We start from the raw sequence: 26567 nt of genomic DNA, 5'->3' as shown, positions 1-26567 counted from the left end.
CGCCTTATTCGCTGGCCAGCTTGGCGCCGAGACGCCCCGCCAGATCCTGGATGAACTGCCACGCGACGCGGCCCGAGCGGCCCCCTCGCGTCATCGACCATTCACGCGCCCCGGCGATCAGCTCGGCATCGCTGATCTTGAGGCCATGGTGCGCCGCATAGCTCCGCACCATATCGAAATACTGGTCCTGGCTGCCGTTATGGAAGCCGAGCCACAGCCCGAACCGATCGGAGAGGGAGACCTTCTCCTCCACGGCTTCGGACGGATTGATCGCCGTCGAGCGCTCGTTCTCCATCATATCGCGCGGCATGAGGTGACGGCGGTTCGACGTCGCATAGAAGAGCACGTTCTGCGGGCGTCCTTCAATGCCGCCTTCGAGGACGGCCTTGAGCGACTTGTAGCTCGTGTCGTCGTGGTCGAAGGAAAGGTCGTCGCAGAAGACGATGAACCGGTGATCGCTGCCCCGCATGAAGCCGAGGCAGGTCGGCAGCGAATCGATGTCCTCGCGGTGGATCTCGACGAGCTTGAGGCCGCCCTTGGACTTGGCCTTCGCCATCTCCTTGGAGACCTCGGCGTGGGCGGCCTTGACGAGCGAGGACTTGCCCATGCCGCGGGCGCCCCACAGGAGCGCGTTGTTCGCCGGCAGGCCCTTGCCGAAGCGGCGCGTGTTCTCGAGAAGCTGGTCCGAGGCGAGCTCGATGCCCTTGAGCAGCGACAGCGGCTGCCTGTTCACATGCGGCACGGGAAGGAAGCCCACCGGGTTCGCCTGCCACACGAACGCCTCCGCGGCCTCGAAGTCCACGGGCGGCACGGCAGGCGGGGCCATGCGCTCCAGGGCGGCGACGAGGCGTTCGAGCAGGGCGGCGTTCACGGCGATCGTGTCGGACATGTCGGACGAGGTCTTTCGGACTAGAATTTTTTGGCTGCGCGCGGGTCTATAGCCCGCAAGGCGCCGCCCGTCACCCCGTGCGAACGCGGATCTGAGCCGCTTGGTATGCCATAGGCCAAAAAAAAGGGGCCGTCCGGATTCCGAACGGCCCAAGTCTAGGGAGGAAACGCCCAAAGGAGGGCTGCGAGATCGCTCTCGCACGGATATAGGTATATGTGCGGCGCAACATTTACAAGGGCGATTTTTGTGCGGCGCACTCCAAAATTGCATGGTTAGCAGGCGAAGGCCTGGCATCTGCGCATAGCGCATTGGCCCTTATTTTGATCTTTCAATAGCTTAGCTTTAGATCCGAGCCGATATATCGGGCGCGAACGAACGGCGCCAGTGGTCAAACCAGACGGATTAGGCCAACATTCGAGCCGTGAACGGGATGCACAAGCGCGCAAAACGGCATCTTCGCGTCGCGGCTCCCGCCCCACGCCCCATAATATGCTACCGAACGATCTAATATCTCATCAGCTAGAGGAAACGCCACGATGATCTACGAGCTCAGGGTCTACCACTGCGTGCCCGGCCGCCTGCCCAACCTGCTGAACCGCTTCGAGACCATCACCCTGAAGCTCTGGGAGAAGCACGGCATCAAGCAGGCCGGCTTCTGGACCGTCCTCGTCGGCGAGTCGAACCAGGCGCTGTACTACCTGCTGGCCTTCGAGAGCCTCGCCGATCGCGAGAAGAAGTGGAATGCCTTCGCGTCGGACCCCGAGTGGCTGGCCAAGCGCGCCGAGACCGAGAAGGATGGCCCGATCGTCGCCAAGGTCGTGAACCAGTTCCTGCAGCCGACGTCGTTCTCGAGCGTGAAGTAAGAGGGACGGCACCACCGGAAAACTCGCGCCTTCAGCGCGACGGGGGCTAGGCCCCCGCACCCCCACCGGGAAGGACACCCTCCCGGACCCACCCGCCTTTATTGACTTGTCCTACGGGAAGCCTGTCCGCATGGCGGCCGCGGGCATAGCAGTACGGTAGGCGGCGACAGCACCCCTTCCCAGCAGCCCGCGGCATCAACTATCAAGCGGCTAGCAGGCTCTCGAAGAGCTTGCGGCCGTCCACCGAGCCGAGCATGGCCTCTGCGGCGTTCTCAGGATGAGGCATCATGCCGAGAATGCGCCCCGTCGGATCCGCGATGCCAGCGATATTGCGCTGAGCGCCGTTGGCATTGGCTTCAGGCGTCACGTTTCCGGCCGGATCGCAGTAGCGGAAGACCACCCGCCCTTCGCCTTCGAGGCTGTCGAGCGTCGCCACGTCGGCAAAGTAGTTGCCGTCGCCGTGCGCGCAGATCATCTGCGCGACCTCGCCCTGGTTGTAGCAACCGGTGAAGCGCGTGCGCGTGCTCTCGACCTTGAGCCACACGTCCTTGCAGATGAACTTGAGCGAGGCATTGCGCTGGAGCACGCCCGGCAGAAGGCCGGTTTCGCAGAGGATCTGGAAGCCATTGCAGATGCCGAGCACGGGCACGCCGGCCTTCGCCTTGGCCACCACATCCCGCATGATGGGCGAGTGCGCGGCCATGGCGCCGCAGCGGAGATAGTCGCCGAACGAGAAGCCGCCCGGCAGCACGATCAGGTCGGACTGGGGCACCTCGCTGTCACCGTGCCAGACGATCCGCGGCGCCGTGCCGGTGACTTCGGCCAGCACATCGGCCACGTCCCGCTCGCGGTTCGTGCCGGGAAAGACGATCACAGAGCTCTTCATCCGGGCGTCCTCGCTCTCAGCGCGCTGCTAAAGCGGCGAATTTCAAGTCCGTTGCTCTAGCTCGAAGGCGTAGTCCTCGATCACCGTATTCGCCAGCAGTTCCCGGCACATCTTCTCGACCTCGGCGCGGGCGGCCGCCTCGTCGGTCGAGGCGAGGTCGACCTCGATGTACTTGCCCTGGCGCACTTCCTCGATGCCCTTGAAGCCGAGCCCGGAAAGCGCGTTCTGGATGGCCTTGCCCTGCGGATCGAGGACACCATTCTTGAGCGTGATGCGGATACGGGCTTTCATGCGCCTCTCGCGGCTGATTACGGCTACCCTGTCGTCCGAGAGAAATGCCCGGACACGGCCCGATATACAAGGGCCGCGGCGCCGCATCGGGAGGAATGAACATGAAACACGCCATGATTATCGGCGCCACCGGCATTACGGGCGGTTATATCCTGCGCGACCTCGCTGCCCGGCCGGACTGGAAGGTCACCGGCCTCTGCCGCCGCCCACCCGCCGAATCGGCTCCCAATGTGCGCTGGATCGGCGTCGACCTGCTCGACAAGGCCGAGGCACGGGCCAAGCTCGGCGGCCTCAGTGATGTGACGCACATCTTCTATTGCGGCTTTCTCCCCCTTGGTCGGGACGAGCAGTATCTCCCCGCGAACGGCAATGTGGCGGTGAACCTCGCCCTCCTCGCCAATGCCGTCGAGCCGGTAACCGCGGCGTCCAAGGGTCTTCGGCACGTGCAGGTCATGCAGGGCACGAAGTACTACGGCTCGCACATCGGCGCCTTCAAGACGCCGGCCAAGGAGGACGATCCGCGCCACATGGCGCCGAACTTCTATTTCGACCAGCAGGACTATGTGACGGAGCTTCAGGCCGGCAAATCCTGGACCTGGTCGTGCCTGCGTCCGCACGCCGTCATGGGCTTCACGGTCGGCAATCCCATGAACCTGCTGGCCGCGCTCGGTCTTTATGCGGCCATCTCGAAGGAGCTGGGCCTGCCGCTGAAATTCCCGGGCCAGGAGGGCGCCTACCGCGCCGTCTACCAGGTGACGGATGCGGGCCTGCTCGCAAGCGCGGCGCACTGGGCAGCGACCACACCTGCCTGCGCCAACCAGGCCCTCAACATCACGAACGGCGACTTCTTCCGCTGGGAGAGCCTCTGGCCGCGCATCGCCGATCACTTCGGCATGAAGGCCGGCGGCGTGCAGACCATCGACCTCGTGAGCTTCATGGCCGACAAGGCGCCGCTCTGGGAGCGCATGATCGCCAAGTACGACCTCATGCGCACGCCTTTCACCTCGGCCGTCAACTGGGCCTTCCCGAACTACGTCTTCAAGGCGACGTGGGACCAGATGTCCGACACGACGCGCGCCCGCAAGCTCGGCTTCTCGGAGTGCTTCGACAGCGAGGAGCGCATTCTCGAGCAGCTCGGCGAGATCAGGCGCGCGCGGTTCGTGCCCTGATGCTCACTGCGGGCTCGACGTCAGCGCCGGCCGAAGCTGCCGACCTTGAATGCCGAGCGCAGAGGCGCCGGGAGCCGTCGCGTGCAGCCTCTGATGCTGCTTCGCGAGGCGCGCGATGTACTCGATCGAGCGCTCGATGACGACGTCCCGCTGCCTGTCGGCGGTGATGATGTGGTAGGAATCCTCGAGAACGACCGTGTCGACCTGCCCGGCAAGGCGACGCATCAGGTGCAGGACGTTATTGAGATCCGCATAGTCGTCCTCGCGCGGATGGATGACCAGCGTCGGCTGGTGGATCGACGATAGTCGCGCCAGTGTCGCCTTCACGAGCCTGCGATGCTCGAGCACGGCAGCCCCAGGCGTGACGGGCACACCGGCCTCAGTCGAATCGCCGCTGTGCATGGCGTCATGAATGCGCTTCCTGATAATCGGATCCTTGATCCCGTGCGGCGGAACATCGGGAAAGTCGAACCGATCAGCCAGCAATTTGTGCCGCACCAGACGGAAGAGATGCGCGTGCATGGGCACGACCCAGCCGTTCAGCCAGAGTGTCGGCGCGTAGAGCAGCAGGGCGTTCACGAGCTGCGGGTGCTGCGCTGCCAGGCAGAGGCCGAGAACGGCACCATTCGAGAGCCCGCCGACAACCACGAAGTCGCATTGCGCGTGCAGGCGCAGAAGCCCGGCCTCGGCACTGCTGAGCCACTCCGTCCAGCGCGAGTTCCTGAGATCGTCATACGAGCCGCAATGACCGGCGAGCTGCGGGCACGCGACCGTGTATCCCGCCGCGTTCAGGCCTTCGGCCACCTCCCGCATCTCATTGGGCGTGCCGCCGAGCCCGTGCAACAGCAGAATGCCAACGCGCCCACCCTCGAGCACGAAGCCATGATCCTCGCTTCGCGGACGCGCCTCCGCGAGCGGCTGGATCTTCGGCGCGCGGGCCGATGCAGCAACGCTGCCGGCCGGATTGCTGCTGCGCGCGCTCAGGTGCTCGTGAACATTGTCGTTGAGCGCGCCAACCTCTTCATGGCGGCGCATGACCTCGGCGGGCACGGAGGTGAGATCGTCGATATGGCCACGACATTCGGCCGTGCCGCAACTGCAGGCGACGCGCTTGAAGGGCGACCAGACGGCCGGCACGCGCGTCATCGCATAGTCGAAGGTGATTTCCGCCCCCTTGGGGATATCGACGAGCGCGATCAGATCATTGGATCGGCGCAGCGCTGCATTGGCATTGCAGCTATGATTGAACCGGCGCGAAACCGGATCGAGGCGCAGATACGCCCTACGGTTCACCTGCAGCAGATCGCTGCCGCTCGCACGGCGCATCACTATTCGGGAAGCACACCGCCAGCGTGACAACTTCTGTCCGCTCATGCGGTGTATTGTTTCACCAGCCTTGTAGTCCTTACCTGCGAAAACCCCGAAGTCTCTTATTCTTGATCTTCTAATGAGCAGACTCACAAACCACCACACCCTGCTATTTCCACTGCCGGGGCAGTAGACGAGCATGAAGTGCTGAAATATGGCGCAAATCGCCGCTTCAGGGCTGCCATGTCGCCAAGCCCGCCTTGCTTGGCCTTCTTGAACCGGTGCCAGGACGATTCGTCGCGCCTCGACGCGGCGATTGGCGCCACAAACATCTGGTGAAGCGCGTCGCATGGGCCACATCCGGGACAAGAATCCCAGTGTAAATCAGCTCCATAGCGTTTCGTGATCAGACCGAGCTGCCTAAATTGGCTGACATGAGCGACGCGGTTGCACTGCCGATTGCCGAACTGACCGCGCTGGAAACTCCGCCGGCACGCGAGGTGGCCTCGAAAGAGGACCGCCGGTTCTATATTGGCCTCGCGCTGGCGACCGTCTTTCACAGCCTTCTGTTCGCCGGTTTCTATGGCTCGCCGCCGCGTTTCATCGGCGATCCGAGCGGCGACAAGGACGCCATCAACGTCGCGATCGTCAGCGAGGCTGAGCTGCGCAGTCTTTCGAGCGCGCGCAGTACACCCCCTCCAGGCCAACCTGTCCCGCCGACGCCGCCGCCACCGGCGCCTGCCGAGGCCGCCGCACCGCCGCCGCCCCCACCGAGCCAGCCTGCCGTGCAACCGGCCGAGGCGGCACCAGCACAGCCCCCAACGCCTCCCGAAGCCGCGGTCCCGGAAGCTGCACTGACCCTGAAGCCTCTGGAGGAGCCGCCGACCAAGACCGAGGCAAAACCAGAGCCGAAACCCGCAGCGCCTCCCAAGGCCGAGCCGACGCCGCCCGCCAAGCAGACGAAGCCGGAACGCACCAAGCAGGCGAGACTCGATCTCTCGCCGCCGCCACTCTTCTCAGCACCGATGAGCGGTGGCAGGGGCACGGATCTGGCGCGTCCGCCCGGTGCTACGCGTTCCGGCGAGAACGACGCCTTCGCGCGCGGCGTCGTCGGTGCCCTCCGCAAGACAATGCCGCAACTGAGCGACGCGACAGGTCGCGTTACCGTCCGCATCACCCTCGACAGGGACGGCAGCCTCGTAAGCACTCAGATCGTGAATCCATCGAATGTCAGGGACCTCGACCGGAGCGTCGTCTTCTCCACCCGACAGGCGAGCTTTCCCTTTCCGCCGCGCAATGCAAATGCCGCGGATCTCGTGTTCCTGATCACGTATATTTATCACTAGGGCGCTTTCCGGCGCGCGCCACGGTGCTCCACAGCGTGAAGGCAACTCCGATGCTCGACCGATTGCTCAAGCTGCTGCAAGGCGATCCACAGACGGCCGCCGAGGAGCCTCACTTCTCGGTCGCGGTGCTCCTAGTAGAAGCCGGGCTCATGCAGGGCGATTTCACCGAAGACGAGCGCGCGATGACCGCGCGCCTTCTCTCGCGCCGCTTTGCACTTTCGCCGGATGAGGCTGCGGAGCTGATCACGCGCGCAGAGGTTCGTGCGCGCAGCACGGCCCAGTACTTTCCCTTCACGAACAGCCTGAACAACAGCATGAGCATCGACGACAAGATCGAGGTCGTCGAAATGCTCTGGCGCATTGCCTATGTGGATGGCGTGCTCGATCCCTTCGAGGATCAGCTCATTCGCCAGGTCGGCGGGCTGCTGCACGTGCCCGATCGCGAACGGATGCTCGCGCGCAAACGCGTGCTCGGGTCCTGAGCACCAGCTCGAAGCGCGCCGCCTAGGCGTGCTTGCCGTGGCAGTGCTTGTACTTCTTGCCCGAGCCGCAGGGGCACGGCGCATTGCGCGAGACGCGGCCCCAGGTCGACCCGTCGCCCGGATCGACGGACGTGGTGCGCCCGCGCGACTTCACCGGCTCTGGACGAGCGCGCTCCGGCATGGGCGCCCGCGCCTCCGCTGTAAGTGCGGCTTCGGCAAGCTCGAACTCGTCCTCGCCCGTGATCGGGTTGAGGTGGTGCGCCTGCATGGGCGGCAGCTCGAACTCCTCCATCTGCTCAGGCGCCTCGCCTGGCGTCATGCGCACGTGCATGAGCTGGCTCGTGACCGCCTCGCGCAGATGCGAGAGCATGTTCTCGAAGAGCGTGAAGCTCTCGGACTTGAACTCGTTGACCGGATCGCGCTGACCGTAGGCGCGGAAATTGATCACCGTGCGCAGATGCTCGAGCACGACCAGATGCTCGCGCCAGAGATTGTCGAGCGTCTGCAGCAGAACGGACTTCTCGATGTCGCGCAGACGAAGCCGGCCGACCGCCGCCGCCGACTTGTCGGGGGCGCTGTCGATGGCCTCGACGAGGCCCTTGGCCTCGATGTACTCGCGCATGAACGAGTAGCCGATGCCGGCGAGCTGCGTCTCTGCTTCCTGGCGGCTCGGACCCTCGATCCGGATCTCCTCGCGGTTCGAGTCGAGGAGCGCGCGGCCGAGCCGCTCGAACGTCGCATCGCCCGGCACGCCGTCGGCAAGAACGCGCAGCTCAGGCTCGCTGCGCACGAAGTTGACCATGCCTTTCGCCTGCTCATAACCGGCGAGGACCGTCCTGCCGACTTCTTCGGCGAGCTCGTTGAACTTGGCGTCGACCGCCTTCGTGAGCCGCTCCAGGATCTCCTGATCGGCAATGCCCTCCTCATCGGCCCAGGCCGTGACGGGGACATCGATGCCGAAGACCTCCTGGACACGCGTGCGCAGACCCTCGGTGTCCCACTGCTCTGCGTAGGCGGTCTCGGGAATGTGCTTCGAGACGAGCTCCTGCAGGACCTCGTGGCGCATGGCGTCGATGGTCTCGCTGACGTCCTCGGACGCCATGATGTCGATGCGCTGCTCGAAGACGACCTTGCGCTGGTCGTTCATCGTGTCGTCGTACTTGAGGACGTATTTGCGGGCGTCGAAGTTGCGGGCCTCAACCTTCTTCTGTGCGTTCTCGAGGGCCTTGTTGATCCAGCGGTGCGTGATCGCCTCGCCTTCCTCGAGCCCGAGCTTCTGCAGCATCCCGTCGATGCGGTCGGCGGCGAAGATGCGCATGAGGTCATCTTCGAGAGAGAGGTAGAACTTCGTGCGCCCGGGATCGCCCTGGCGACCTGATCGGCCGCGGAGCTGGTTGTCGATGCGCCGGCTCTCGTGGCGCTCCGTGCCGATGACGTAGAGGCCACCGGGATACGTAACGGTCTTGGCTGGCCGGTTGCCCTTGGCAGGCTCGATCTCGACCGTGTCGCTCGCCTCGAGAACGATGCGCCGGTTCACCTCGATCTCATCCGTGATCTTGCGGATCTGGCGCTCCCGGTCCGGCCCCTCGGGGACATCGGCGAGCTCCTTGAGCACGCGCATCTGCAGGTTGCCACCGAGCTGGATGTCGGTGCCGCGGCCCGCCATGTTGGTCGCGATGGTCACCGCGCCCGGAACACCCGCCTGGGCGATGATGTACGCTTCCTGCTCGTGGTAGCGCGCGTTCAGGACCTGATGCGGGACGCCGCGCTTCTTCAGCATCTCGGAGATCATCTCGCTCTTCTCGATCGAGACCGTGCCGACGAGCACGGGCTGCTTGCGCTTCTGCGCAGCGTCGATCTCGCGAATGATCGCCTCGTACTTTTCCTTGCCCGTCCGGTACACCTCGTCGTCGAGGTCGGCGCGGCCGACCGGAACGTTGGTCGGGATCTCGATCACGTCGAGCTTGTAGATGTCGAGGAACTCGTCGGCTTCCGTCGATGCGGTGCCGGTCATGCCCGCGAGCTTGTCGTAGAGGCGGAAGTAGTTCTGGAAGGTGATCGAGGCGAGCGTCTGGTTCTCGGGCTGGATCTGGACGTGCTCCTTGGCCTCGAGGGCCTGATGGAGACCTTCCGAGTAGCGCCGCCCCGGCATCATGCGGCCGGTGAACTCGTCGATGATGACGACCTCGCTGTCCTTCACGATGTAGTCGCGGTCGCGGTGGAACATCTTGTGGGCTTTGAGGGCCTGATTGATGTGATGGACGACCGTGACGTTCTCGATGTCGTAGAGGCCCTCGCCCTTGAGCAGGCCGGCTTCGCCCAGCAGGCGCTCAATGGTCTCCTGGCCAACCTCGGTGAAGGCAACCTGCTTCTGCTTCTCATCGAGCTCGAAATCCGATTTCTCGATCTTGAGCATCAGCGCGTCGACGGCATTGTAGAGCTCGGAGCGGTCCTCGACCGGTCCCGAGATGATCAGCGGTGTGCGCGCCTCGTCGATCAGGATCGAGTCCACCTCGTCGACGATCGCAAAGGCATGGCCGGCGAGACCCTCGGGCCGGCCGCCGAACTGCACCATGTCGACGACCCGCATCTTCATGTTGTCGCGCAGATAGTCGAAGCCGAACTCGTTGTTGGTGCCGTAGGTGACGTCGCACGCATAGGCGGTGCGGCGCTGCTCGTCGTCGAGATCATGGACGATGCAGCCCACGGTCAGTCCGAGGAACCGGTAGACCTGCCCCATCCATTCGGAGTCGCGCTTGGCGAGATAGTCGTTGACGGTGACCACATGGACGCCGCGCCCGGCGAGCGCGTTCAGATACACCGGCAGCGTGGCGACCAGCGTCTTGCCTTCACCGGTCTTCATCTCGGCGATGTTGCCGGAATGCAGCACCATGCCACCGAGTAGCTGCACATCGAAATGGCGCTGGCCGAGGGTACGCTTCGCGGCCTCGCGCACGGTGGCAAATGCAGGGACCAGCAGGTCATCGAGGGTCGCCCCCTCGGCGAGCTGCTTGCGGAACATTTCCGTGCGCGCTCTGAGGTCGGCGTCGGAGAGCTTCGCAAGCTCGGCCTCCAGGGCATTGATCTCGGCGACCTTGGGCCGAAACGTCTTCAGCATCCGATCGTTCGATGAGCCGAAGATCTTGGAGGCAATCGAGGCGAGCGACAGCATGAACCGTTCCTCAAATCCAGTCGCCAAGGTCGGGCCTGCAGGACCCGGAAGCTTGCGAAGTCGATGTACGTGTCGACGCACCGACTTCCGTCGGGCTGCCGCTGCGATCAGGTTGTGCTTCGAAGAGGAAGAGGCCGACGATCGAGCCGCCAAGAGGCCCTACCAACCCAACCGGGCACGCATCCAGCCGGCACGTCGGAGAGATAAGGAGGGCGCCAAGGGTTGTCAACGAAAGCGCGTCAAATCACATGTCACACGCGGTGGGCACTGTGGCCAGGGCTGTGACGGACTGGCGCACCTGCCGTATTGCAGGGATATTATGGCCGGTGCCGTTGCGTACCGACGAACCAATCGCCAAAGGAGGCTTCGCGCGCGCGCCTTATCTCGGCGGGATCATTCTTCAGAGCATGGCGCTGCTTGCGCCGAAGCTGCCGCTGCAGTTGGACAACGCGAGAGCGGCGTCCCCGGGCGGAGCGCCGCTCGTGCCTTTCCTCGAGCATCGCGGGGTCCGGCCGGCGCAGCGGCAATGCGAGCTTCTCGAGCGGAATTGTGACCGCCGGGCCCTCGGCCTCGACCGGCTCGCTGGCCCGCCCGACTCGCGCAACGACGCTCGCCCCCGGGCGTTCTGCTTCGTCGGCAGGCGCAGATCCGGCGGATGCCGGAGGGAGGCCGCTCGGGCGCACGGCTGCCGTCTCGATCGGCTGTTCCTGGGCGCGGTGCACCTGCTCCGCGTCCGAGAGACGCCGTTTCGGCTCCGGCGGGTCATAGCGTGGCGTTACCGCGGCGACGGGTCGCGTAACCGCTTCGGGCGGCACCTCGCGTGCCGGCTGGCTGATCCGGCGCGGCAGCGAGCGCCGTTTTAATTGAGCCGCAGGAGTTTCGGACCGCTCGCTGGCGCTGTCCTCCGCACCCGGACGCCACGCCCCGACGATGGCGTCGTTGGACCGGCGGGTCAGATCATAGGCGAGTGTAGTGGCGTTCGGTTGCACGCCCGGGGTCTGCCCGGGGCCTTCCGGTAGACGGGCGCGATCGGAGACGACCTCGCGTCGGCGGTCACCATCATCGTGGCGAACGACATCGGCATTGCGCACGAACATAATGCCCGAGGCGAGACCGACCACCACGACGACACCGAGCAGGGTCAGGGCCACAGGCAGGAGCCTGCGCGGCGGCGGTGCTCCGGGGACATGGGTCGGCGCTAACAGCTCGAGCGGCTCGGGATCATAGAGCGTTGCGCGCTCGACCAGAAATGGTGCGCCCTGGCGAAAGTTGGCGGCACGCTGCGCAACGGAAGGCCCGCCGGCGCGGGCATGTGTCCCAGCACGAGCGTACTGCGCGCGTTCACCGCGCCCGCGGCCATGTGCCGCCGCAGCGCGCGACGGCTGCGTATCGGTTGGGCGTTCGCTCATCCGCGTATCGTGCCACCTGCATCACCTGTCCGTGGCGATCAAGCACCCATCCGCCACCGGCAACCGGAACCTACGCAGCACACGAAGACGCACCGAATCGCACGATATTACCGCATCTTGTATCTGATGTCCGGCCAGTGCCCGCGGTCGCACACAGCCACTCAGCGGCTGTCACCCTGAAGCGCCAGTATGGTCCAGCTCACGTTTGCGCGCCCGAACATGTCCTCGCGTGCGCTCTCGTGAATGCAGCGCAGCCCGGCCGAGGCCGCCAGAGCGATCGTCTCGGTTGCAGAGACCTCGAACATGCGGCGACCGGCCGGCACGGGACCATGCCGGAGCGACATGATCACGATGCCGCGTGGGACCAGAAGATCGGCGATCCGCGCCATCGCCACCCGCCGCTCATCGGCATCGAGGTGCATCCAAACGGCCGTCAGCAGGATAACGTCGTAGCGCTCATTGCGACCGCGCACGACATCGAGATCGGGCAGCATGTCGTCGACCCACGCGATGGCACTGGCGGTATGAAGTCGCCGACCCGCGTCGCGCAGCTCGGCGGTCGGCTCGACGGCAATCACGGTGTGGCCGAGCGCGGCGAGAGCTGCCGCATCGCGCCCCGAGCCCGCGCCGATGTCGAGAATGCGGCTGGTGGCGGCGGGAAAGAGGTGCAGCACGCAGCGGTGGGTATCCTCGAACGTAATGCTCTCATACTGCGCGGCGAGCCTCTTTGCGTTCTCGCCATACCCATCAGTCGAGCGCATTGCGAGATCCTCGGCCACCTTATGAATAGCGGCATCGTGCCAGCGGGCCGGTGCTGCGCCAAGCCTGCCGGATAAGCCGCCTTGACGCCTGCGGCCCGATCCCCGAAGAGGGAAAGAGAACATCGGAGAACGATTATGATTGGACGCCTCAATCACGTGGCAATTGCCGTCCGCGACATGGCAGCAGCAGTCGCCGTCTATCGCGATACGCTCGGTGGCGAGGTCTCGGAGAAGGTACCCCAGCCGGAGCATGGCGTCTCGACCGTGTTCGTGGTGCTGCCCAATACCAAGATCGAGCTTCTCGAGCCGCTCGGCGCCAACTCGCCGATCGCGAAGTTCCTGGAGCGCAATGCCGATGGTGGGATCCACCACATCTGCTACGAGGTCGATGACATCATCGCGGCGCGTGATCGCCTGAAGGCCGCCGGCGCCCGCGTCCTCGGTGATGGCGAACCGAAGATCGGCGCCCACGGCAAGCCGGTCCTGTTCCTGCACCCCAAGGATTTCTGCGGCACGCTCGTCGAGCTCGAGCAGGCCTGAAGTATTTGCGACCGGGCACGGACTATCACGCCGCCGTGTTATCAGCCGACGGAGGTCAAGTCTTGACCACGTCACAAGCTCACGCGAGAACTTACGCGCACGACGCACGCTTTGCAGGGGCTCGGGGATCAACGAGATACCTTGTTGGCAGATCACACGGGCAAAAGCTTGGCCGTTGTGCTCATGATCATTGGGCGAGCAGGGCTCATCTTCTGCTCACCCCAACTGGAGAAGGCTCCATTCCTCTCGCGTCCGCAGCCGCAATCGCAGTCTGCAGGCGCGCCGACGGAAAAGGGGTCGCCGTCACAGAATGATGAGACAATTTGCTGTTCTTGGACGCCGGCACCTGTCGGCCTCCATTCTGTTTGCTCTCGCCTTATGCACCCTCGCCGCTCCCCGCACGGAGGCGCAGGACAAACCGACGACTCTCGAACGCATCGTTTCGCGTGGGCATATCATCTGTGGCTTCACGCGCACGGCTCCGGGGTTCTCGACCGTCGATTCGCGCGGCCATTGGTCGGGCTTCGATGTGGACTTCTGCCGCGCGCTCGCAGCCGCCGTGCTCGGCAAGCCGGAAGCCGCCAAACCTCTGATGATCGCGCCCTCGGTGGCTGCGACCGCGCTCCTTTCCGGCGAGGTCGACATCCTCGCGACTGGTACCGCCGTGAGCCTGACGCGCGAGACTGGCCTCGGCATCCGCTTTCCCGGCGTGCTCTATCACGACACGACGCGGCTGCTCGTGAAGCGCGCGCAAGGCGTCACGAGTGCGCGTGAGCTCTCGGGCGCCAGCATCTGCCTCGCCAACAACCCGGAAACCATCCAGGCCGTCGCCAGCTTCTTCAAGACACACGGCATCAAGCATGAAGCCGTCGTCGTCGAGAAATGGGAGGAGATGGTCCAGGCCTATACGAGCGGCCGCTGCCAGGCACTCAGTGCCGATGCTGCGGCGCTGGCGGATCTCCGACTACGGCTGGCCGGTCCTACCGAGCATCATATTCTGCCCGAGGCGCTCGCCATCACCATGCTCGGCCCGGCCGTGCGGCGCGGCGATCCCGCCTGGTTCGACATCGTGCGCTGGACGATCCACGCACTCGTCGCCGCCGAGCAGCTCGGCATCAGCTCGGCACGGGTCGAAAGCCTCAAGGCCTCCGCGCAACTCGACGTCAGGCGCCTGCTCGGCGTCGAGGGCGATATCGGCAAGCCGCTCGGCCTGCCGCGCGACTGGGTCTACCAGATCCTGAAATCACTCGGGAACTACGGTGAGTTCTTCGAGCGCAATCTCGGCCAGCGTTCCGCGCTGAAGCTCGAGCGGCGCGCCAACGAGCTGTGGATCAAGGGCGGCCTCATGGTTGCGCCGCACCTGCGCTGAGCAATTTAGCTCGAAGATCAACTCACCGCGGCTTGGCGGTTTCCTCGCACTTACCGGGATCGAGGAAGGCAATCTCCTTGAGCACGCCGCGCACGGCGAAGGAGCCGTAGTCGATCATCAGGCGGCGGGAGACGCCGTTGGCGTAGTAGAGGAACGAGAGCTCGTATGTCGGGAGCGCATCCTGGCGCTGCGTCTCGGGCTCATAGTAGCTGATCGAGATGGGCCACGAAGGCACACTCAGCAGCGGCTTTGCCGACTCGACCGCTTCGAGCCCCTCGACATTTCCCGCCGCGCGCTTGTTCCCGATGAAGGAAACGGTCGTGTAAACTTTGTCGCCCTTCTCCGACCCGTCATAGAGATCGGCCGTGAAGAGCCGCTCGCCGCGCTGCGCGCGAACGACGAGCTCGCGCGAGTGCTGGATCGGGAACATGGCCTGCGGCTGCAGATCGAGCTGCTTCTTTGCCGGCCGCGTCAACGCGACCTTGAGCCGGCCGGGGCCATCCGTGCGCGAGGCGTCGCCGACGGTGGTCTCGGTGAGCTTGCGGTCCTTGTACTGGCTCGAGTTGAAGCGGAAGGCGCGCGAGGCGGCATCCTCCCAGCTCGTCGTGCGCAGATCCGTGAGGCTCGTCACGCCTTCCTGGTTCACGACATTGGTGACGAAGCGCATGTTCTGCGAGTAGCCGACGCAGGGATTGCCCGTGAGCTCGTAGACCATCCGGCCGGACATGTCGGCGATGCCCGAGCCACCCTGAGCGCGAAGCAGCGTGATGTCGTAGACAGCGCGGTGGGGGCTCATCACGACTTCGGCAGGCGACGCCGAGGCGGCTCCGACCAGGCCCGGCGCAAGCAGCGCCGTGCCCAAGGCGAGGGCCAGCCTGCGCACTCGGCACCATTTCACGGCCTCAGCCATTCTCGCGGTCTCCGCGCTCACTGACCAACCTTGACGAGCACCACCGGGCTCGAGCGATACAGCCCCGCCCTTCTGTTGCACGACATAGTCCTTTGAACATGCAAAACTTCGTGAGGATTGAGCTTTGCCCGATGAGCCTGCTCCGTCAATCGGGATTGAGACGACCGGCTCGCGGCAGGATCATGGCGGCCGGGCGCCTGATCGTCACACCCCCACGGTAAAATAGCGCTCGATGAAGCGTTCATAAATCCGCGTGAGCGCCTGGAGGTCGCTGACGGCAACCCTTTCGTCCACGTGGTGCGCGAGCGCATTGGTCAGCCCGAATTCGATGACCGGGCAATAAGCCTGGATGAAGCGGGCATCGGAAGTGCCGCCATTGGTCGTCAAGACCGGTGTGCGGCCGACGACTTCGGCGACCGCTCCTTTCATCGTCTCGACCAGCGGTCCGGGCTTGGTGAGGAATACGTCGCCTGTGCCGGAAAAGCTCACCTCCCAGCGCGCCGAGACCTCGGTGGCCGCCGCCGCGCACTGCTCTCGTACCCAGGCCTCGGCCTTGGGTCGCGTCCAGAGATTGTTGTAGCGGATATTGAACTTCGCCCGCGCCTCGTTGGGGATGACGTTGGTCGCCGTATTCGGCACGCTCAGCACGGTCACCTGCAGGCTCGAGGGCTCGAAGTCGGCGTTGCCCTGGTCGAGCGGCATCGACGAGAGGCGGTCGATCAGCCGCGCAAGCTTCGGCACGGGGTTCTCGGCAAGAGCGGGATAGGCGGCATGGCCCTGCTTGCCGGCAACGATCAGCTCGGCATTGAGCGAGCCGCGCCGGCCGATCTTGATCTCCTCGCCGAGGGACTTCGGGTTCGACGGCTCGCCGACGATGCAGGCGTCCATGACCTCGCCGTTGTCGCGCATCCAATCGAGCACCTTCATGGTGCCATTGATCGAAGGGCCTTCCTCGTCGCCCGTGATGAGGAGGCTGATGGCCCCTGGAAGCTCCCCGCCATGGCGCTCGACGAGCCTCAGAGTCGCGGCGACGAAAGCGGCAATCGCGCCCTTCATGTCGACGGCACCGCGGCCGTAGAGGATGCCGTCGTGGATTTCGGCGCCGAACGGCGGGTGCGTCCACTTTCCAGCATCGCCAACCGGAACGACGTCCGTATGGCCGGCAAAGCAAAGGTTCGGCTGCTTGCGACCGAGCCGCGCATAGAGGTTGTCGACATCCGGCGTCCCCGCCTCACGCATGACGAGACGTTTGCAGCCGAAGCCCGCGGGCCTCAGAGCTTCTTCGAGGAGCGAGAGTGCACCACCCTCCTCCGGCGTCACCGACGGACAGCGGATCAGCGCCTGGGCCAGCGCCACGGGGTCCTTGAAGTCGATCGTCATGGGAGATCCGGTCGTCGGAGATGTGAGCTGCTGCGGAAATGCGCCTAGGGGCGCACACGACGCACTCGTGTGATGATCGGGATATTCGCCGGTGGTTGCTGCACCGTACTAAGCGAATATCCCGATCTGAATCACACGAGCAAGACTGTAATTCTAGTGCCCCTTATGATTCCGAAGTTCGCTCGCGACACCAGCGCCAAGCTCAGGCGAACTTCGGAATCGGGGCACTCGCATCCGAAGGGACCGGAGAGAAGTCTGCTGAGACTGCCTGGCTCAGGCCGCCTCGATGACGTAGCCGGCGCCGCGGACCGTGCGGATGATCTCGCTCTCTTTGCCGCGGATCAGGGCCTTGCGCAGCCGTCCGATATGAACATCCACCGTACGCTCGTCGAGCTCGGCCTGGCGGCCCCAGACCCCGTCGAGGATCTGCTCGCGGCTCAGAACGCGTCCGGCCCGCTCCATCATGAACTCGAGAAGGCGGTACTCGGTAGGCCCGAGGCGGACCTCGCGCTGCGCGCGGCGCACGCGATGGGCGAGGCGGTCGAGCGAGACATCTCCAACCGTGATCACATCGGAGACGCGCTCGGGCGCGGCGCGGCGCAGCATGGCTTTGACGCGGGCAATGAGCTCCGCGATCGAGAAGGGTTTGACGATGTAGTCGTCGGCGCCCGTGGCGAGCCCGCGCACGCGATCGCCTTCCTCGCCGCGCGCGGTCAGCATGATGATGGGGACGGCCGTCGTCTCCTGGCGCTGGCGCATGCGCCGGCAAAGCTCGATCCCGGACACGCCCGGCAGCATCCAGTCGAGCAGGACGAGGTCGAAATTCTCTTCGTTGATGAGGAGCTGAGCCTCCTCGCCGGTCTCGGCGACGACGACCTCGAAGCCCTCGGCTTCGAGGTTGTAGGTGATGAGCTCGACGATCGCCGGATCGTCCTCGACCACCAGGATCCTGATGCTCATCCGAGCCCGGCCCTCCCTGGCCTCGCCCGGCGCTCCGTCGCTACGGATCGCCTGTCCCCGTGCCGTTCTCAGTGTCGCAACGCGCACGTTACGCTCCGCTTCTTACAGCGTGGGCTGGTTGCCTTCGGCCTCGGCAGTGAGGCCCTCGGCGTGCACCACGCATCCGTTGCACCGATCAGGGCTCCTCGGCCGTGATCAGCGTTGAACTGGTCTCGTCGCTCTTCGGGCGCACATCCATCACGGGCTGCCCATGGACGAGGAAATGCACGTTCTCGGCGATGTTCGTCGTGTGGTCGCCGATGCGCTCGATGTTCTTGGCGCCGAACAGAAGATGGGTGCAGAGCCCGATGTTGCGCGGGTCTTCCATCATGTAGGTCAGCAGCTCGCGGAAGAGCGAATTGTACATCGCGTCGATCTGCTCGTCGGCGCGCCAGACGGCGAGCGCCTTGTCGGCCTGGCGCTCGCTGTAGGCATCGAGCACGTCCTTGAGCTGGCGAAGCGCGAGCTCGGTCATGTTCTTGAGACCGGTCATCAAGGGCTTCGGGTGGTTCTCACCCGAGATCGCGAGCGCCCGCTTGGCCATGTTCTTGGCGAGGTCACCGATGCGCTCGAGGTCGCCGGCGATCTTGAGCACGGTCATGATGTGACGCAGGTCGTCGGCCAGCGGCTGGCGCTTGGCGATCATGACGATCGACTGCTCCTGCAGGTCGCGCTCGAGCTGATCGATGAGGGCATCGCCGGCGACCACCTCGGCCGCGAGCTTGGGATCGCGACGCTCCAGCGCCTCGAAGGCGCGGCCGAGCTGCTGCTCGGCGAGGCCACCCATCTGGGTGATGCGCTTATCGAGCAGATGCAGCTCCTGCTCAAAGGCCTTGACCGTGTGCTGGCGCGTCATCCTGATGCTCCGAAAATGTCCGAGAGTTCACGCGCGCCGAAACGGCCCGCCCCCTCGATTTGCGCTGCAATCTAGCGCCCTCAGCCTACAACTTTGTGACAGAATAAGGCGTTATAATTAAATAACAATACCGTCATCACAGAGCAGCGCTCGGACGACGCGCCTGCTCATCGATGACGAACGTGAAAGTCGAGCCTTTTCCCAGCTCCGATTCGATTCGGAATTCGCCGCGGTGGCGGTTGATGATATGCTTGACGATGGCGAGCCCGAGGCCCGTGCCGCCCTTTTCCCGGCTCGACTTGGGATTGACGCGATAGAAGCGCTCCGTGAGTCGCGGCAGGTGCTCGGGCGGTATTCCAGGCCCTTCGTCGCGCACGGCGACGGCAATGCGGCTGGTCGGTCCGCGCGCCTCCCGGCGAACGGTCACCGCGACGGGGCTACCCGGCGCGCCATATTTCAACCCGTTCTGCACGAGGTTCTGCACCACCTGCACGATCTCGTCGGTTTCCCCGAGAACCACCGCTGGCCCGTCGCAAGGGGAGAACTTCAGTGTCGCACCCGCGGCGCGCGCGACGGGCTCGAGGGCCTGGACGGCAGCGGCAACCGTATCGTTGAGATCGATGGCCGTGCGCGGCGGCACGTGCTCGCGCATTTCGACCCGGCTCAGCGAGAGAAGGTCATCGACGAGCCTCGACATGCGCGCGGCCTGCTGGCCCATGATGCCGAGAAAGCGCGCCCTTGCTACCGGATCGTCGCTGGCGCGCCCCTGCAGGGTCTCGATGAAGCCAACGAGCGAAGCGAGCGGCGTGCGCAGCTCATGGCTCGCATTGGCGACGAAATCCGCGCGCATGCGCCCAAGCCGGTCCTGGTCGGTGAGGTCGCGCAGCGCAATGACGACGCGAGGTCCGTCCTCGTCCGCCGAGGTCTCGGGCACGGCCGTGAGCGTGATCCGAACGCGCCGGTCGAACGGAATGCGCTCCTGGATTTCCACTGATTGCTGGCGGCCGTCGTCGAGCACCTCGTCGATGGCCTGGAGAAATATGGGGTCGCGGCTCAGGAGGGAGGGCTGTCCACCGGGCCGCAGGAGCGCATAGATCTCGCGTGCGGCGGGATTAATGTGCACGATCGCGCCGCCATGATTGAGCACGATCACGGGATCGGGAACGGCATCCAGAGCCGCGCGCCAGCGCCCGGCCATTTCAGCGGCGGCACTTCGCTGCGCCCGCGATGAGGCGCGCTCGGCCGCCCCCGCGTCTTCTCCCTCGAGAGAGACGAGCGCCGCCAGCACCAGAGCCAGCGCAGCACCGAGGACGATCATCCACGGCGAAAGACCGCCCATCAACGCGACGGCGCCGCCGCCAATGGTGACGGCGAGCAGTAGTGATGCGCGCTGCCGCACGCGCCGGGCTGCCGTTCTGAGCCCAAGCCGCAGAGCATCGCCGAAAGATTGCTGGTCCATGCCGAGAAGCTGCACGCGCCGCTCCTCCGTGTCGTGCGTTTTCCTGCGCGGTCTTTTAGACGTTCCTCGGCTGATCCGACAGCCCTAGTGTGGTTCAGATCAAAGTCCGCCTCCGACACCTACCGCGAATGGGTGACGGACTTCGGAAACACCACACTAGCGAAAAAGCAGCACGGCGAGCGACAGAGCCGCCCCAAGGCCCGCGAACACCAGAAGCCCCGCCCGTCCATCGACGAAGCTATCCGGAAAGAGCTGAAGGATGAGCGGCGCCATGAGCAGGACGCCGCCTCCGACGATCACGGCCCACGTCCAAGGCAGCATCAGCCAGGCAAGGACGAGCCCGACAATCGCCGTTGCCAGCGCGACGGCCATGGTGCCCCACAGGATCGCAGCACCGGCGGGCGACCTCAGCGCCTCCGCGCGATGCTCGCTCGGAAAGTGCCCGCTTGCGGTCAAACCATAGAGTGATGCGCTCATGACCAGCAGCGCGAACGCCACCAGCGCACCCCATTGCATGAGCGCCATCCCTTCACCTCATTCGCTGTCTCGATGCTCCGCCTGGCAAGCCTTTGCTTGCCCGACGTGCGGCCCCTACCTTACCATACGGAAGATATATCAGCATGGAGGGAATGAGACCATGGCCAACGCAGCGGCACCCGAGGCGGCAAAGAAGCGCGAGAAGCGAACGATCACCGAAATCCGCGACAGCAAGAAGACCGGCGAGAAGATGGTCTACATGTCCGTCCCGGACTACACGGCCGCGCAATGGGCCGAGATGGCGGGCGTCGACGTTGCCGTCGTCGGCGACAGCCTCGCGATGATCGCGCACGGCCACAAGAGCACGATCCCCGCGACCATGGACATGATGGTCATGCACGCGCAGGCCATCCGGCGCGGCGCGCCCAATACGTTCGTGCTCGGCTGCATGCCCTACCAGAGCTACAACACCGTCGATCGCGCGCTCGTGAATGCGACACGCTTCATGCAGGACGCGCTGACCGACGCGGTGAAGCCGCAGGGCGGCAAGAGCCAAGCCCACATTCTGAAGGCCCTCGTCGATGCCGGCATCCCAACGGCCTCGCACATCGGCCTCACGCCGCACACGATCGCCACCTTCGGCGGTTTCAAGATCCAAGGCCGCACGGCCGATGCCGCCATGAAGATCCTCGAGGATGCGCTCGCGATCGAGGATGCGGGCTGCTTCATGCTCGAGTTCGAGGCCGTGCCGGCCAAGATCGCGCGGCTCATCTCCGAGCAGCTCACGATTCCCACCATCGGCATCGGTGCTGGCGTCGGCACGGACGGCCAGATCCTGCTCTGCCATGACCTTCTCGGCGTCTTCACGGACTTCAAGCCGAAGTTCACGAAGCGCTTCGCCAACCTCACCGAGGTCGCCGTCAACGGCATCAAGCAGTACGTCAAGGAGGTGAAGGAAGGTTCCTTCCCCGATGACGATCACTCCTACACCGTCAAGGAGGAGGAGTACGAGAAGTTCGCCAAGATGGTGCAGAAGCGGAAGCAGATCTAGCCGCTCGGCTCATCAGGGCAGGCCATTGCGCACGTGGCGCATGTAAGCGGGCCGGGTGCTGAGCTGCTCATAGTAGCGCGCGACGAAAGGATACTCCGGCCGCTCGAAGTTCAGGCAGAACCACCGGTTGACCACGAGGCCGATCGGGATATCGGCGATGGTGAATGTATCACCCGTGATGTACGGCCCGCTCGTTCGCAGATGCGCGTCGAGCTGGCCGACCTCCTTCGTGATTTGCCGCCGCCCCTGCTCGATGAACCACGGATTGTTCCACGGCGGCTCGTTCAGCATGCCGCCGAGGAAGGCGCCGCGGAGCGATATCGACGTTTCATAGTTGGCCCAATCCATCCAACTCTCGACGCCGGCGCGACGCACGGGATCCGTCGGGTAAATGGCATCATCTCCGTGCTTGGTCGCCAGATATCTGACGATCGTATTGGATTCGCGCAGCACGACACCATCATCGATCACCGCAGGAACGAGGCCGATCGGATTGATCTTCAGGAACTCGTCATCGTTCGTCGGGCGATAGCCACGGCCCCAATCCTCCCGCGTGTACGAAGCGCCGAGCTCGTCGCAGACCCACAGGACTTTTCGCACATTGAACGAATTTGCTCTTCCGAGAATCCTCAGCATGGGGACTGCTCCCTCCCGTAGCCTCTTTCTCTTGAAACCTATATTGGCGGACTTCGAGGCGGCGAACCCGCGCGACCGCATTCCAGTTGCGCATTATCGCGGTGCGGCCCACACTATCCTTGGTGAATCTCGGCCGCGGAGCGCCACCCGTGAAAGTCATCGGCTTTGACCATCTCGTGCTGACGGTGGCCTCGATCGAGCGCACCGTAGCATTCTACACGCAGGCACTCGGCATGACGCACGAGGTCTTCGGACCCGACAAGCGCTCAGCGCTGCGCTTCGGCCCGCACAAGATCAACCTGCATCAGGCGGACAACATGTTCGCGCCGCGTGCCGAGCATCCGATGCCCGGATCGGGTGACATCTGCCTGCTGGTGGATGACTTCGACGGCATCGAGGAGCAGCTCGTCGCGAATGACGTGCCGATCCTCGTGCCGCCCTCCGAGCGCACGGGCGCGCGCGGCAAGCTCAAGTCGATTTATATTCGCGATCCGGACGGCAACCTCGTCGAGCTCAGCACGTATGCCGATCTGCGCTTCAAAGCAGCGGGGGCCGACGATGTATGACTACTACTGGTTCTTTCCCACGGCCCTCGGTGCCGGCCTCGTTCAATGGGTCATCGCGGCCGGCATTGGCGCGCTGTTCGTGACAGCTCTGGTGCATGACGCGCAAGGCCGGCGCTGGCTCTGGTTGTTCGGAGACATCGCCTTCCCGCCGATCGGGGTCGTGCGCGGCCTGCTGGTGTGGCTCGAAAAGATCTAGACGATGCCGAATGCGGACGACGCCATCGAACTGCTTAGCACCATGGAGATGGCGGCGGCGGATCGTCTTGCTGTTGCTGCGGGTGTGCCTTCGCTCACGCTGATGGCACGCGCGGGCGAGGCCGTCGCCGAGGTCGCCGGCACGATGGCCGGCATCGGTGCGCGCATTCTCGTGCTGGCTGGACCCGGCAACAACGGCGGTGACGGCTTCGTCGCGGCACGGCGGCTGCTCGAGCAAGGCTATCGCGTGCGCCTCGCATTGTTGGGCGAGCTCGCTGCGCTCAAGGGTGATGCCGCCCGCTATGCGGCGCGCTGGCCGGGGCCGGTCGAGCCGGTCGATGGGCCAAGCATCCGCGACTGCGATCTGATCATAGACGGCCTCTTTGGTGCCGGGCTCTCACGTGCGATCGAAGGCCCCGCCGCCGAGGCTATTCACGCGGTCAACGCATCCGATGTGCCCGTGCTCGCAATCGATGTCCCGAGCGGCCTCGATGGGACGACCGGCAAGCCGACAGGACCGGTTATCGAAGCGACACGGACCATCACCTTCTTTCGCCGCAAGCCTGGACATGTCCTGCTCCCGGGACGCGAGCTCTGCGGTCCGGTGACATGCGCCGATATCGGCATACCCGCCAGCGTGCTCGATCAAATCAAGCCGCAGACGTTCGTAAACAGCCCAGCAGTCTGGCGCGCCGCCCTGCCCCGGCAGAAGGCGGACGCACATAAGTACACGCGGGGGCACGCCGTCATCATCTCAGGTCCCGCGGAGAGTACCGGTGCGGCGCGCCTCAGTGCGCGCGGGGCGCTGCGGGTCGGCGCCGGTCTCGTCACTGTGGCGAGTCCGCGCGCGGCCTTCCCGGTCAATGCCGCTCACCTGACGGCCATCATGCTGAAGCCCTTCGACGTGCCGGAGGGGCTGGCGGCCGTGCTGGCTGACAAACGCCGGAATGCCGTGCTCATCGGCCCCGGCTGCGGTGTCGGGCAGGCGACGTGCCGCATGGTCGAGATCGCGCTCGCATCGGGCCCCGCCGTGGTCCTCGATGCCGATGCCCTGACGTCGTTCGCAGAACTCTCAGCCAGCGCCGGATCGGACCCGGGTCCGCTCGGTTTCCTTCCGGGGGCCGCAACGGGCAGTCAACCGAGCCCCAGGCGGCTCTTCGACGCCATCAAATCCGACGCCAAGCGCCCAGCCGTCCTGACGCCCCACGACGGCGAGTTCCAGCGCCTCTTCGGGAAGCTTCCGGGCTCTCGCCTCGAACGGGCGCGCAGTGCCGCCGCCGAGAGCGGCGCGGTGGTCGTTCTCAAGGGGGCCGACACCTGCATTGCAGCTCCTGACGGCCGGGTCGCCATCAACGAGAATGCCCCGCCATGGCTCGCGACGGCCGGCTCGGGGGACGTGCTCGCGGGCTTCATCACCGGGCTGCTCGCACAGGGTGCGCCGGCATTCGAGGCGGCGGCATCGGCCGTCTGGCTGCATGGAGCGAGCGCCGAGAGCGCCGGCCCCGGGCTCATTGCCGAAGACCTCCCCGAGGCGCTGATGCAGGTCCTTCCCTTATTCAAATAAGGGCATAATGGAAATGATCAACCTAAAATTGCATTCTCCGTTTACCTGCACATTCCAATAGGATTTCTGCTCACATTAACCAATCTATTGCCGGAATATTAACAAGCGTATCAAAACGCTACAATTCTTCCTGAGAATCCGCGACTTAACAGAGTAAATTTTCCGTAAACTCTCTTGCATCTGATAAGAATTCCATCCTATAAGTAAGGTTAAGGAAACGCTACCTCGCAAATGCCTGCCGAGGCGCCGTTGTCCTTATTCTTCAGGAATGGGGGAATTCCCGTCATGCATACCTCCGCGAGGGCAGCGGCAACGACCACAACAACGGTTGCCGCGCCGGCCATCCATGCGCAGACGTTCAATCACAACTTTCTCGCCGATGTGCGGATCGACCACGGCCCGCGGGACCTCTACGCTCGGCTGTTCCTGCGCGGCGATACGATGCTGCGCGAGCGGGGAATCAACCTCACCTTCGCCCCCCTCGAGGAGCTCCTGGAGGTCAACCGGCGCAACAGCGACAGCTGGCGCTCGCTGCTGCCGATCTTCAATGTCGAGGATGGCGGCTTCGCCGACGAGAACGGGTTCTGCCTGCTGGCCCGCACGAGCAGCGGCCAGGTCGTCGCCGCCCAGGCGGCCCGCATCTACGACCTCACCGGAACGAGCTTCAAGGACGAGACGGAGAGCCTGAAGCTCTTCTATCCCGATCCGGATGCCCAGCGTCATCCCGGCGAGCAGATCGTGGTCACCGCCCCCTCGGCCTCGACGATCACGGGCCCGACGACCTTCTCCGGCGCGGTCTGGTATCATCCCTCGATGCGCAAGCAGGGGCTGACCTCGATCCTTCCGCGCATCACGAAGGCGCTATCCCAGACCCGCTGGGATACGGACATCACGCTGAGCTTCATGGCCGAGGAAGTCGTGAAGGCGGGCACCGCGCCGCGGACGGGCTATGCCCATGTCGAATGGGCGATCGACCTGATCGAGACCCCGGTCTCGCCGGGCACGGTCCACTCGGCGCTGATCTGGTCGAACCGCGACGAGCTGGTCGACTATTTCTCAGGTCTGCTGGCGCCGCGAGACACGAAGGTCGATCCGGTCGTCCACCACCGAACCGCCTAGGAGGTGAATCTCCTGGTTCGAGACCTTGATCGGCACGATCAGGCGCTGATAGCGCATACGCAGGCGCCCTTCGCGGGGCCAGCGCACGATCGCGTCGACCTGGTCCAGACGCGGCGCATTGGACACGAGCGCCTCCTTGTAGGCGTCCGCGACCCAGCGGCCGTAAAGCCGGTCGGGCTGCTCCTGAATGGGCGCCCCGACCGCGCACGAGCGCCAGACGTCATAATTCGCGAAGATGCCGCCGCCGAACTCGGAGAACACGAGCTTCTCGGCGCTGCGCTCGCCCTTCACCACCACATAGCGATGGCCCAGCAGCGGCTCGAGGAGACGGCGCAGCTCGACCTCGTTGAGATTGGCCGAAAGGTGCGGCCACTCGCGGAATAGCTGCTGCATGGCGTGCGGATCGCGGACCGTGGGGCCCTCGAGCTTGCGCGACAGGAACTCGTCGGGACGCTGGCGCTTGGCCTCCTCGATCAGATCGTCGAGGCGGATCAGCGCGGCCTGGTTCGAGCGCAGCATCTCGTTCTGCCACTCGCTGTCGAGCCAGGTCAGAACGATACGGTCGAAGCGGCGGTTGAGGAGCCAGCGGTAGAGCGCGTCATAGGCGGCGTCGGCCGTGAAACTCGGGCGCAGCCGGATCTGTGCCGACTGGCCATAGACGTTCGTCGCGATGAAGCCGAGATTGACGACCGCGTAGTCGGAGAATTCGCCCCCCGAATAGGGCGAGTCGTAGGCATGACGGAGCTGGCGCGAGCTTCCGTCCCACACTTGCCCCTGGTCATCTATCAACTGCAGACTCAACACACGGCTCCGCTCGTCACATACAGAGTGTGACAGTGAAATATCAACACAGTCGCGTTGCTAATTCGT

The 26567-nt window shown here is 64.8% G+C and carries 26 protein-coding genes; 11 read left to right on the top strand and 15 right to left on the bottom strand.

The genetic code is table 11. From position 1 onward, the window contains the following. Positions 1–4 precede the first annotated feature (4 nt). Positions 5–889 carry an ATP-binding protein gene (locus tag CS1BSM3_RS18075; RefSeq protein WP_072389234.1) on the bottom strand — a complete coding sequence of 295 codons (885 nt, stop codon included), beginning with the start codon at positions 887–889 and terminating at the stop codon, positions 5–7. Between the two features lie 536 nt (positions 890–1425). Between CS1BSM3_RS18075 and CS1BSM3_RS18070 the strand changes: the two genes are divergently transcribed. Then, positions 1426–1752: an NIPSNAP family protein gene (locus CS1BSM3_RS18070; RefSeq protein ID WP_072389232.1), complete on the top strand. Its 327-nt coding sequence runs from the start codon at positions 1426–1428 to the stop codon at positions 1750–1752. 202 nt (positions 1753–1954) lie between these two features. Here the strand turns inward: CS1BSM3_RS18070 and purQ are convergent, their stop codons facing one another. Both purQ and purS read right to left on the bottom strand, forming a co-directional pair. Beyond that, positions 1955–2638, bottom strand: a complete 684-nt coding sequence (purQ, locus tag CS1BSM3_RS18065; RefSeq protein ID WP_072389230.1) for a phosphoribosylformylglycinamidine synthase subunit PurQ — start codon at positions 2636–2638, stop codon at positions 1955–1957. 42 nt (positions 2639–2680) lie between these two features. Then, the gene (gene purS, locus CS1BSM3_RS18060) at positions 2681–2929 is read right to left on the bottom strand and encodes a phosphoribosylformylglycinamidine synthase subunit PurS (RefSeq protein WP_072389228.1); all 249 of its coding nucleotides are present in this window, start codon (positions 2927–2929) and stop codon (positions 2681–2683) included. 101 nt (positions 2930–3030) lie between these two features. Between purS and CS1BSM3_RS18055 the strand changes: the two genes are divergently transcribed. Beyond that, complete coding sequence (locus tag CS1BSM3_RS18055) at positions 3031–4098, top strand: SDR family oxidoreductase (protein WP_210188805.1); 1068 nt, start codon at positions 3031–3033, stop codon at positions 4096–4098. A 3-nt stretch (positions 4099–4101) separates the two neighbouring features. Here CS1BSM3_RS18055 and CS1BSM3_RS27765 read toward each other — a convergent pair whose 3' ends face one another. Then, positions 4102–5607: an alpha/beta fold hydrolase gene (locus tag CS1BSM3_RS27765; protein ID WP_348532906.1), complete on the bottom strand. Its 1506-nt coding sequence runs from the start codon at positions 5605–5607 to the stop codon at positions 4102–4104. 233 nt (positions 5608–5840) lie between these two features. On the opposite strand from CS1BSM3_RS27765, the gene CS1BSM3_RS28320 reads away from it, so the two are divergent. Further along, the gene (locus CS1BSM3_RS28320) at positions 5841–6752 is read left to right on the top strand and encodes an energy transducer TonB family protein (protein WP_083528696.1); all 912 of its coding nucleotides are present in this window, start codon (positions 5841–5843) and stop codon (positions 6750–6752) included. Between the two features lie 50 nt (positions 6753–6802). Next, on the top strand, positions 6803–7234 hold the full coding sequence (locus CS1BSM3_RS18035) for a tellurite resistance TerB family protein (protein WP_072389224.1): 432 nt from the start codon (positions 6803–6805) through the stop codon (positions 7232–7234). A gap of 22 nt (positions 7235–7256) precedes the next feature. Here CS1BSM3_RS18035 and secA read toward each other — a convergent pair whose 3' ends face one another. The 3 genes from secA to CS1BSM3_RS18010 form a co-directional block, all read right to left on the bottom strand. Beyond that, on the bottom strand, positions 7257–10406 hold the full coding sequence (gene secA / locus CS1BSM3_RS18020) for a preprotein translocase subunit SecA (protein WP_083528695.1): 3150 nt from the start codon (positions 10404–10406) through the stop codon (positions 7257–7259). Positions 10407–10723: 317 nt separating this feature from the next. Continuing rightward, positions 10724–11815, bottom strand: a complete 1092-nt coding sequence (locus CS1BSM3_RS18015; RefSeq protein WP_072389222.1) for a hypothetical protein — start codon at positions 11813–11815, stop codon at positions 10724–10726. A 161-nt stretch (positions 11816–11976) separates the two neighbouring features. Continuing rightward, on the bottom strand, positions 11977–12576 hold the full coding sequence (locus CS1BSM3_RS18010) for a class I SAM-dependent methyltransferase (RefSeq protein ID WP_072389221.1): 600 nt from the start codon (positions 12574–12576) through the stop codon (positions 11977–11979). Positions 12577–12711: 135 nt separating this feature from the next. On the opposite strand from CS1BSM3_RS18010, the gene mce reads away from it, so the two are divergent. Together mce and CS1BSM3_RS18000 are read left to right on the top strand one after the other, a co-directional pair. Continuing rightward, a complete protein-coding gene (gene mce / locus CS1BSM3_RS18005; protein ID WP_072389219.1) occupies positions 12712–13116 on the top strand; it encodes a methylmalonyl-CoA epimerase in 405 nt (134 codons plus the stop codon). A gap of 310 nt (positions 13117–13426) precedes the next feature. Then, positions 13427–14485 (top strand): transporter substrate-binding domain-containing protein, encoded by a 1059-nt coding sequence (locus tag CS1BSM3_RS18000; protein ID WP_083528694.1) that lies wholly within the window; start codon positions 13427–13429, stop codon positions 14483–14485. A 22-nt stretch (positions 14486–14507) separates the two neighbouring features. Here CS1BSM3_RS18000 and CS1BSM3_RS17995 read toward each other — a convergent pair whose 3' ends face one another. The 6 genes from CS1BSM3_RS17995 to CS1BSM3_RS17970 all read right to left on the bottom strand — a co-directional run bounded on the left by CS1BSM3_RS17995 (position 14508) and on the right by CS1BSM3_RS17970 (position 20614). Next, positions 14508–15395, bottom strand: coding sequence for a cell envelope integrity EipB family protein (locus CS1BSM3_RS17995; protein ID WP_083528693.1), 888 nt, complete (start codon positions 15393–15395; stop codon positions 14508–14510). Between the two features lie 204 nt (positions 15396–15599). Further along, positions 15600–16769, bottom strand: coding sequence for a succinyl-diaminopimelate desuccinylase (gene dapE, locus CS1BSM3_RS17990; RefSeq protein ID WP_143149394.1), 1170 nt, complete (start codon positions 16767–16769; stop codon positions 15600–15602). Between the two features lie 279 nt (positions 16770–17048). Further along, positions 17049–17735 carry a phosphate regulon transcriptional regulator PhoB gene (gene phoB, locus CS1BSM3_RS17985; RefSeq protein ID WP_072389216.1) on the bottom strand — a complete coding sequence of 229 codons (687 nt, stop codon included), beginning with the start codon at positions 17733–17735 and terminating at the stop codon, positions 17049–17051. A 175-nt stretch (positions 17736–17910) separates the two neighbouring features. Beyond that, on the bottom strand, positions 17911–18630 hold the full coding sequence (gene phoU / locus CS1BSM3_RS17980; RefSeq protein ID WP_072389214.1) for a phosphate signaling complex protein PhoU: 720 nt from the start codon (positions 18628–18630) through the stop codon (positions 17911–17913). Positions 18631–18766: 136 nt separating this feature from the next. After that, positions 18767–20104, bottom strand: coding sequence for an ATP-binding protein (locus CS1BSM3_RS17975; RefSeq protein WP_083528692.1), 1338 nt, complete (start codon positions 20102–20104; stop codon positions 18767–18769). 141 nt (positions 20105–20245) lie between these two features. Beyond that, positions 20246–20614: a hypothetical protein gene (locus tag CS1BSM3_RS17970; protein ID WP_072389212.1), complete on the bottom strand. Its 369-nt coding sequence runs from the start codon at positions 20612–20614 to the stop codon at positions 20246–20248. Positions 20615–20726: 112 nt separating this feature from the next. Here CS1BSM3_RS17970 and panB point away from each other — a divergent pair, with 112 nt between their 5' ends. Beyond that, entirely contained in the window at positions 20727–21617 is an 891-nt protein-coding gene (gene panB / locus CS1BSM3_RS17965; protein WP_072389210.1) for a 3-methyl-2-oxobutanoate hydroxymethyltransferase, read from the top strand. 12 nt (positions 21618–21629) lie between these two features. Here panB and CS1BSM3_RS17960 read toward each other — a convergent pair whose 3' ends face one another. Beyond that, entirely contained in the window at positions 21630–22253 is a 624-nt protein-coding gene (locus CS1BSM3_RS17960) for a glutathione S-transferase family protein (RefSeq protein ID WP_072389208.1), read from the bottom strand. A 149-nt stretch (positions 22254–22402) separates the two neighbouring features. On the opposite strand from CS1BSM3_RS17960, the gene CS1BSM3_RS17955 reads away from it, so the two are divergent. The 4 genes from CS1BSM3_RS17955 to CS1BSM3_RS17940 all read left to right on the top strand — a co-directional run bounded on the left by CS1BSM3_RS17955 (position 22403) and on the right by CS1BSM3_RS17940 (position 25697). Further along, positions 22403–22819, top strand: a complete 417-nt coding sequence (locus CS1BSM3_RS17955; RefSeq protein ID WP_072389206.1) for a VOC family protein — start codon at positions 22403–22405, stop codon at positions 22817–22819. Beyond that, a complete protein-coding gene (locus CS1BSM3_RS17950; RefSeq protein WP_072389204.1) occupies positions 22812–23015 on the top strand; it encodes a hypothetical protein in 204 nt (67 codons plus the stop codon). The genes CS1BSM3_RS17955 and CS1BSM3_RS17950 overlap by 8 nt, the downstream gene beginning before the upstream one ends. A gap of 3 nt (positions 23016–23018) precedes the next feature. Beyond that, positions 23019–24578 carry an NAD(P)H-hydrate dehydratase gene (locus CS1BSM3_RS17945; protein ID WP_244540555.1) on the top strand — a complete coding sequence of 520 codons (1560 nt, stop codon included), beginning with the start codon at positions 23019–23021 and terminating at the stop codon, positions 24576–24578. Between the two features lie 285 nt (positions 24579–24863). Further along, positions 24864–25697, top strand: coding sequence for a hypothetical protein (locus CS1BSM3_RS17940; protein ID WP_083528691.1), 834 nt, complete (start codon positions 24864–24866; stop codon positions 25695–25697). Here CS1BSM3_RS17940 and CS1BSM3_RS17935 read toward each other — a convergent pair. Continuing rightward, positions 25635–26498: a hypothetical protein gene (locus CS1BSM3_RS17935; RefSeq protein WP_143149263.1), complete on the bottom strand. Its 864-nt coding sequence runs from the start codon at positions 26496–26498 to the stop codon at positions 25635–25637. The genes CS1BSM3_RS17940 and CS1BSM3_RS17935 overlap by 63 nt on opposite strands. Positions 26499–26567 lie beyond the last annotated feature (69 nt).

Origin of the sequence: Hyphomicrobium sp. CS1BSMeth3 (genome assembly GCF_900117415.1) — a bacterium.
Taxonomy (GTDB): domain Bacteria; phylum Pseudomonadota; class Alphaproteobacteria; order Rhizobiales; family Hyphomicrobiaceae.
The sequence above is the reverse complement of the archived record's forward strand: the minus strand, read 5'-3'. Positions and strand labels throughout refer to the sequence as shown.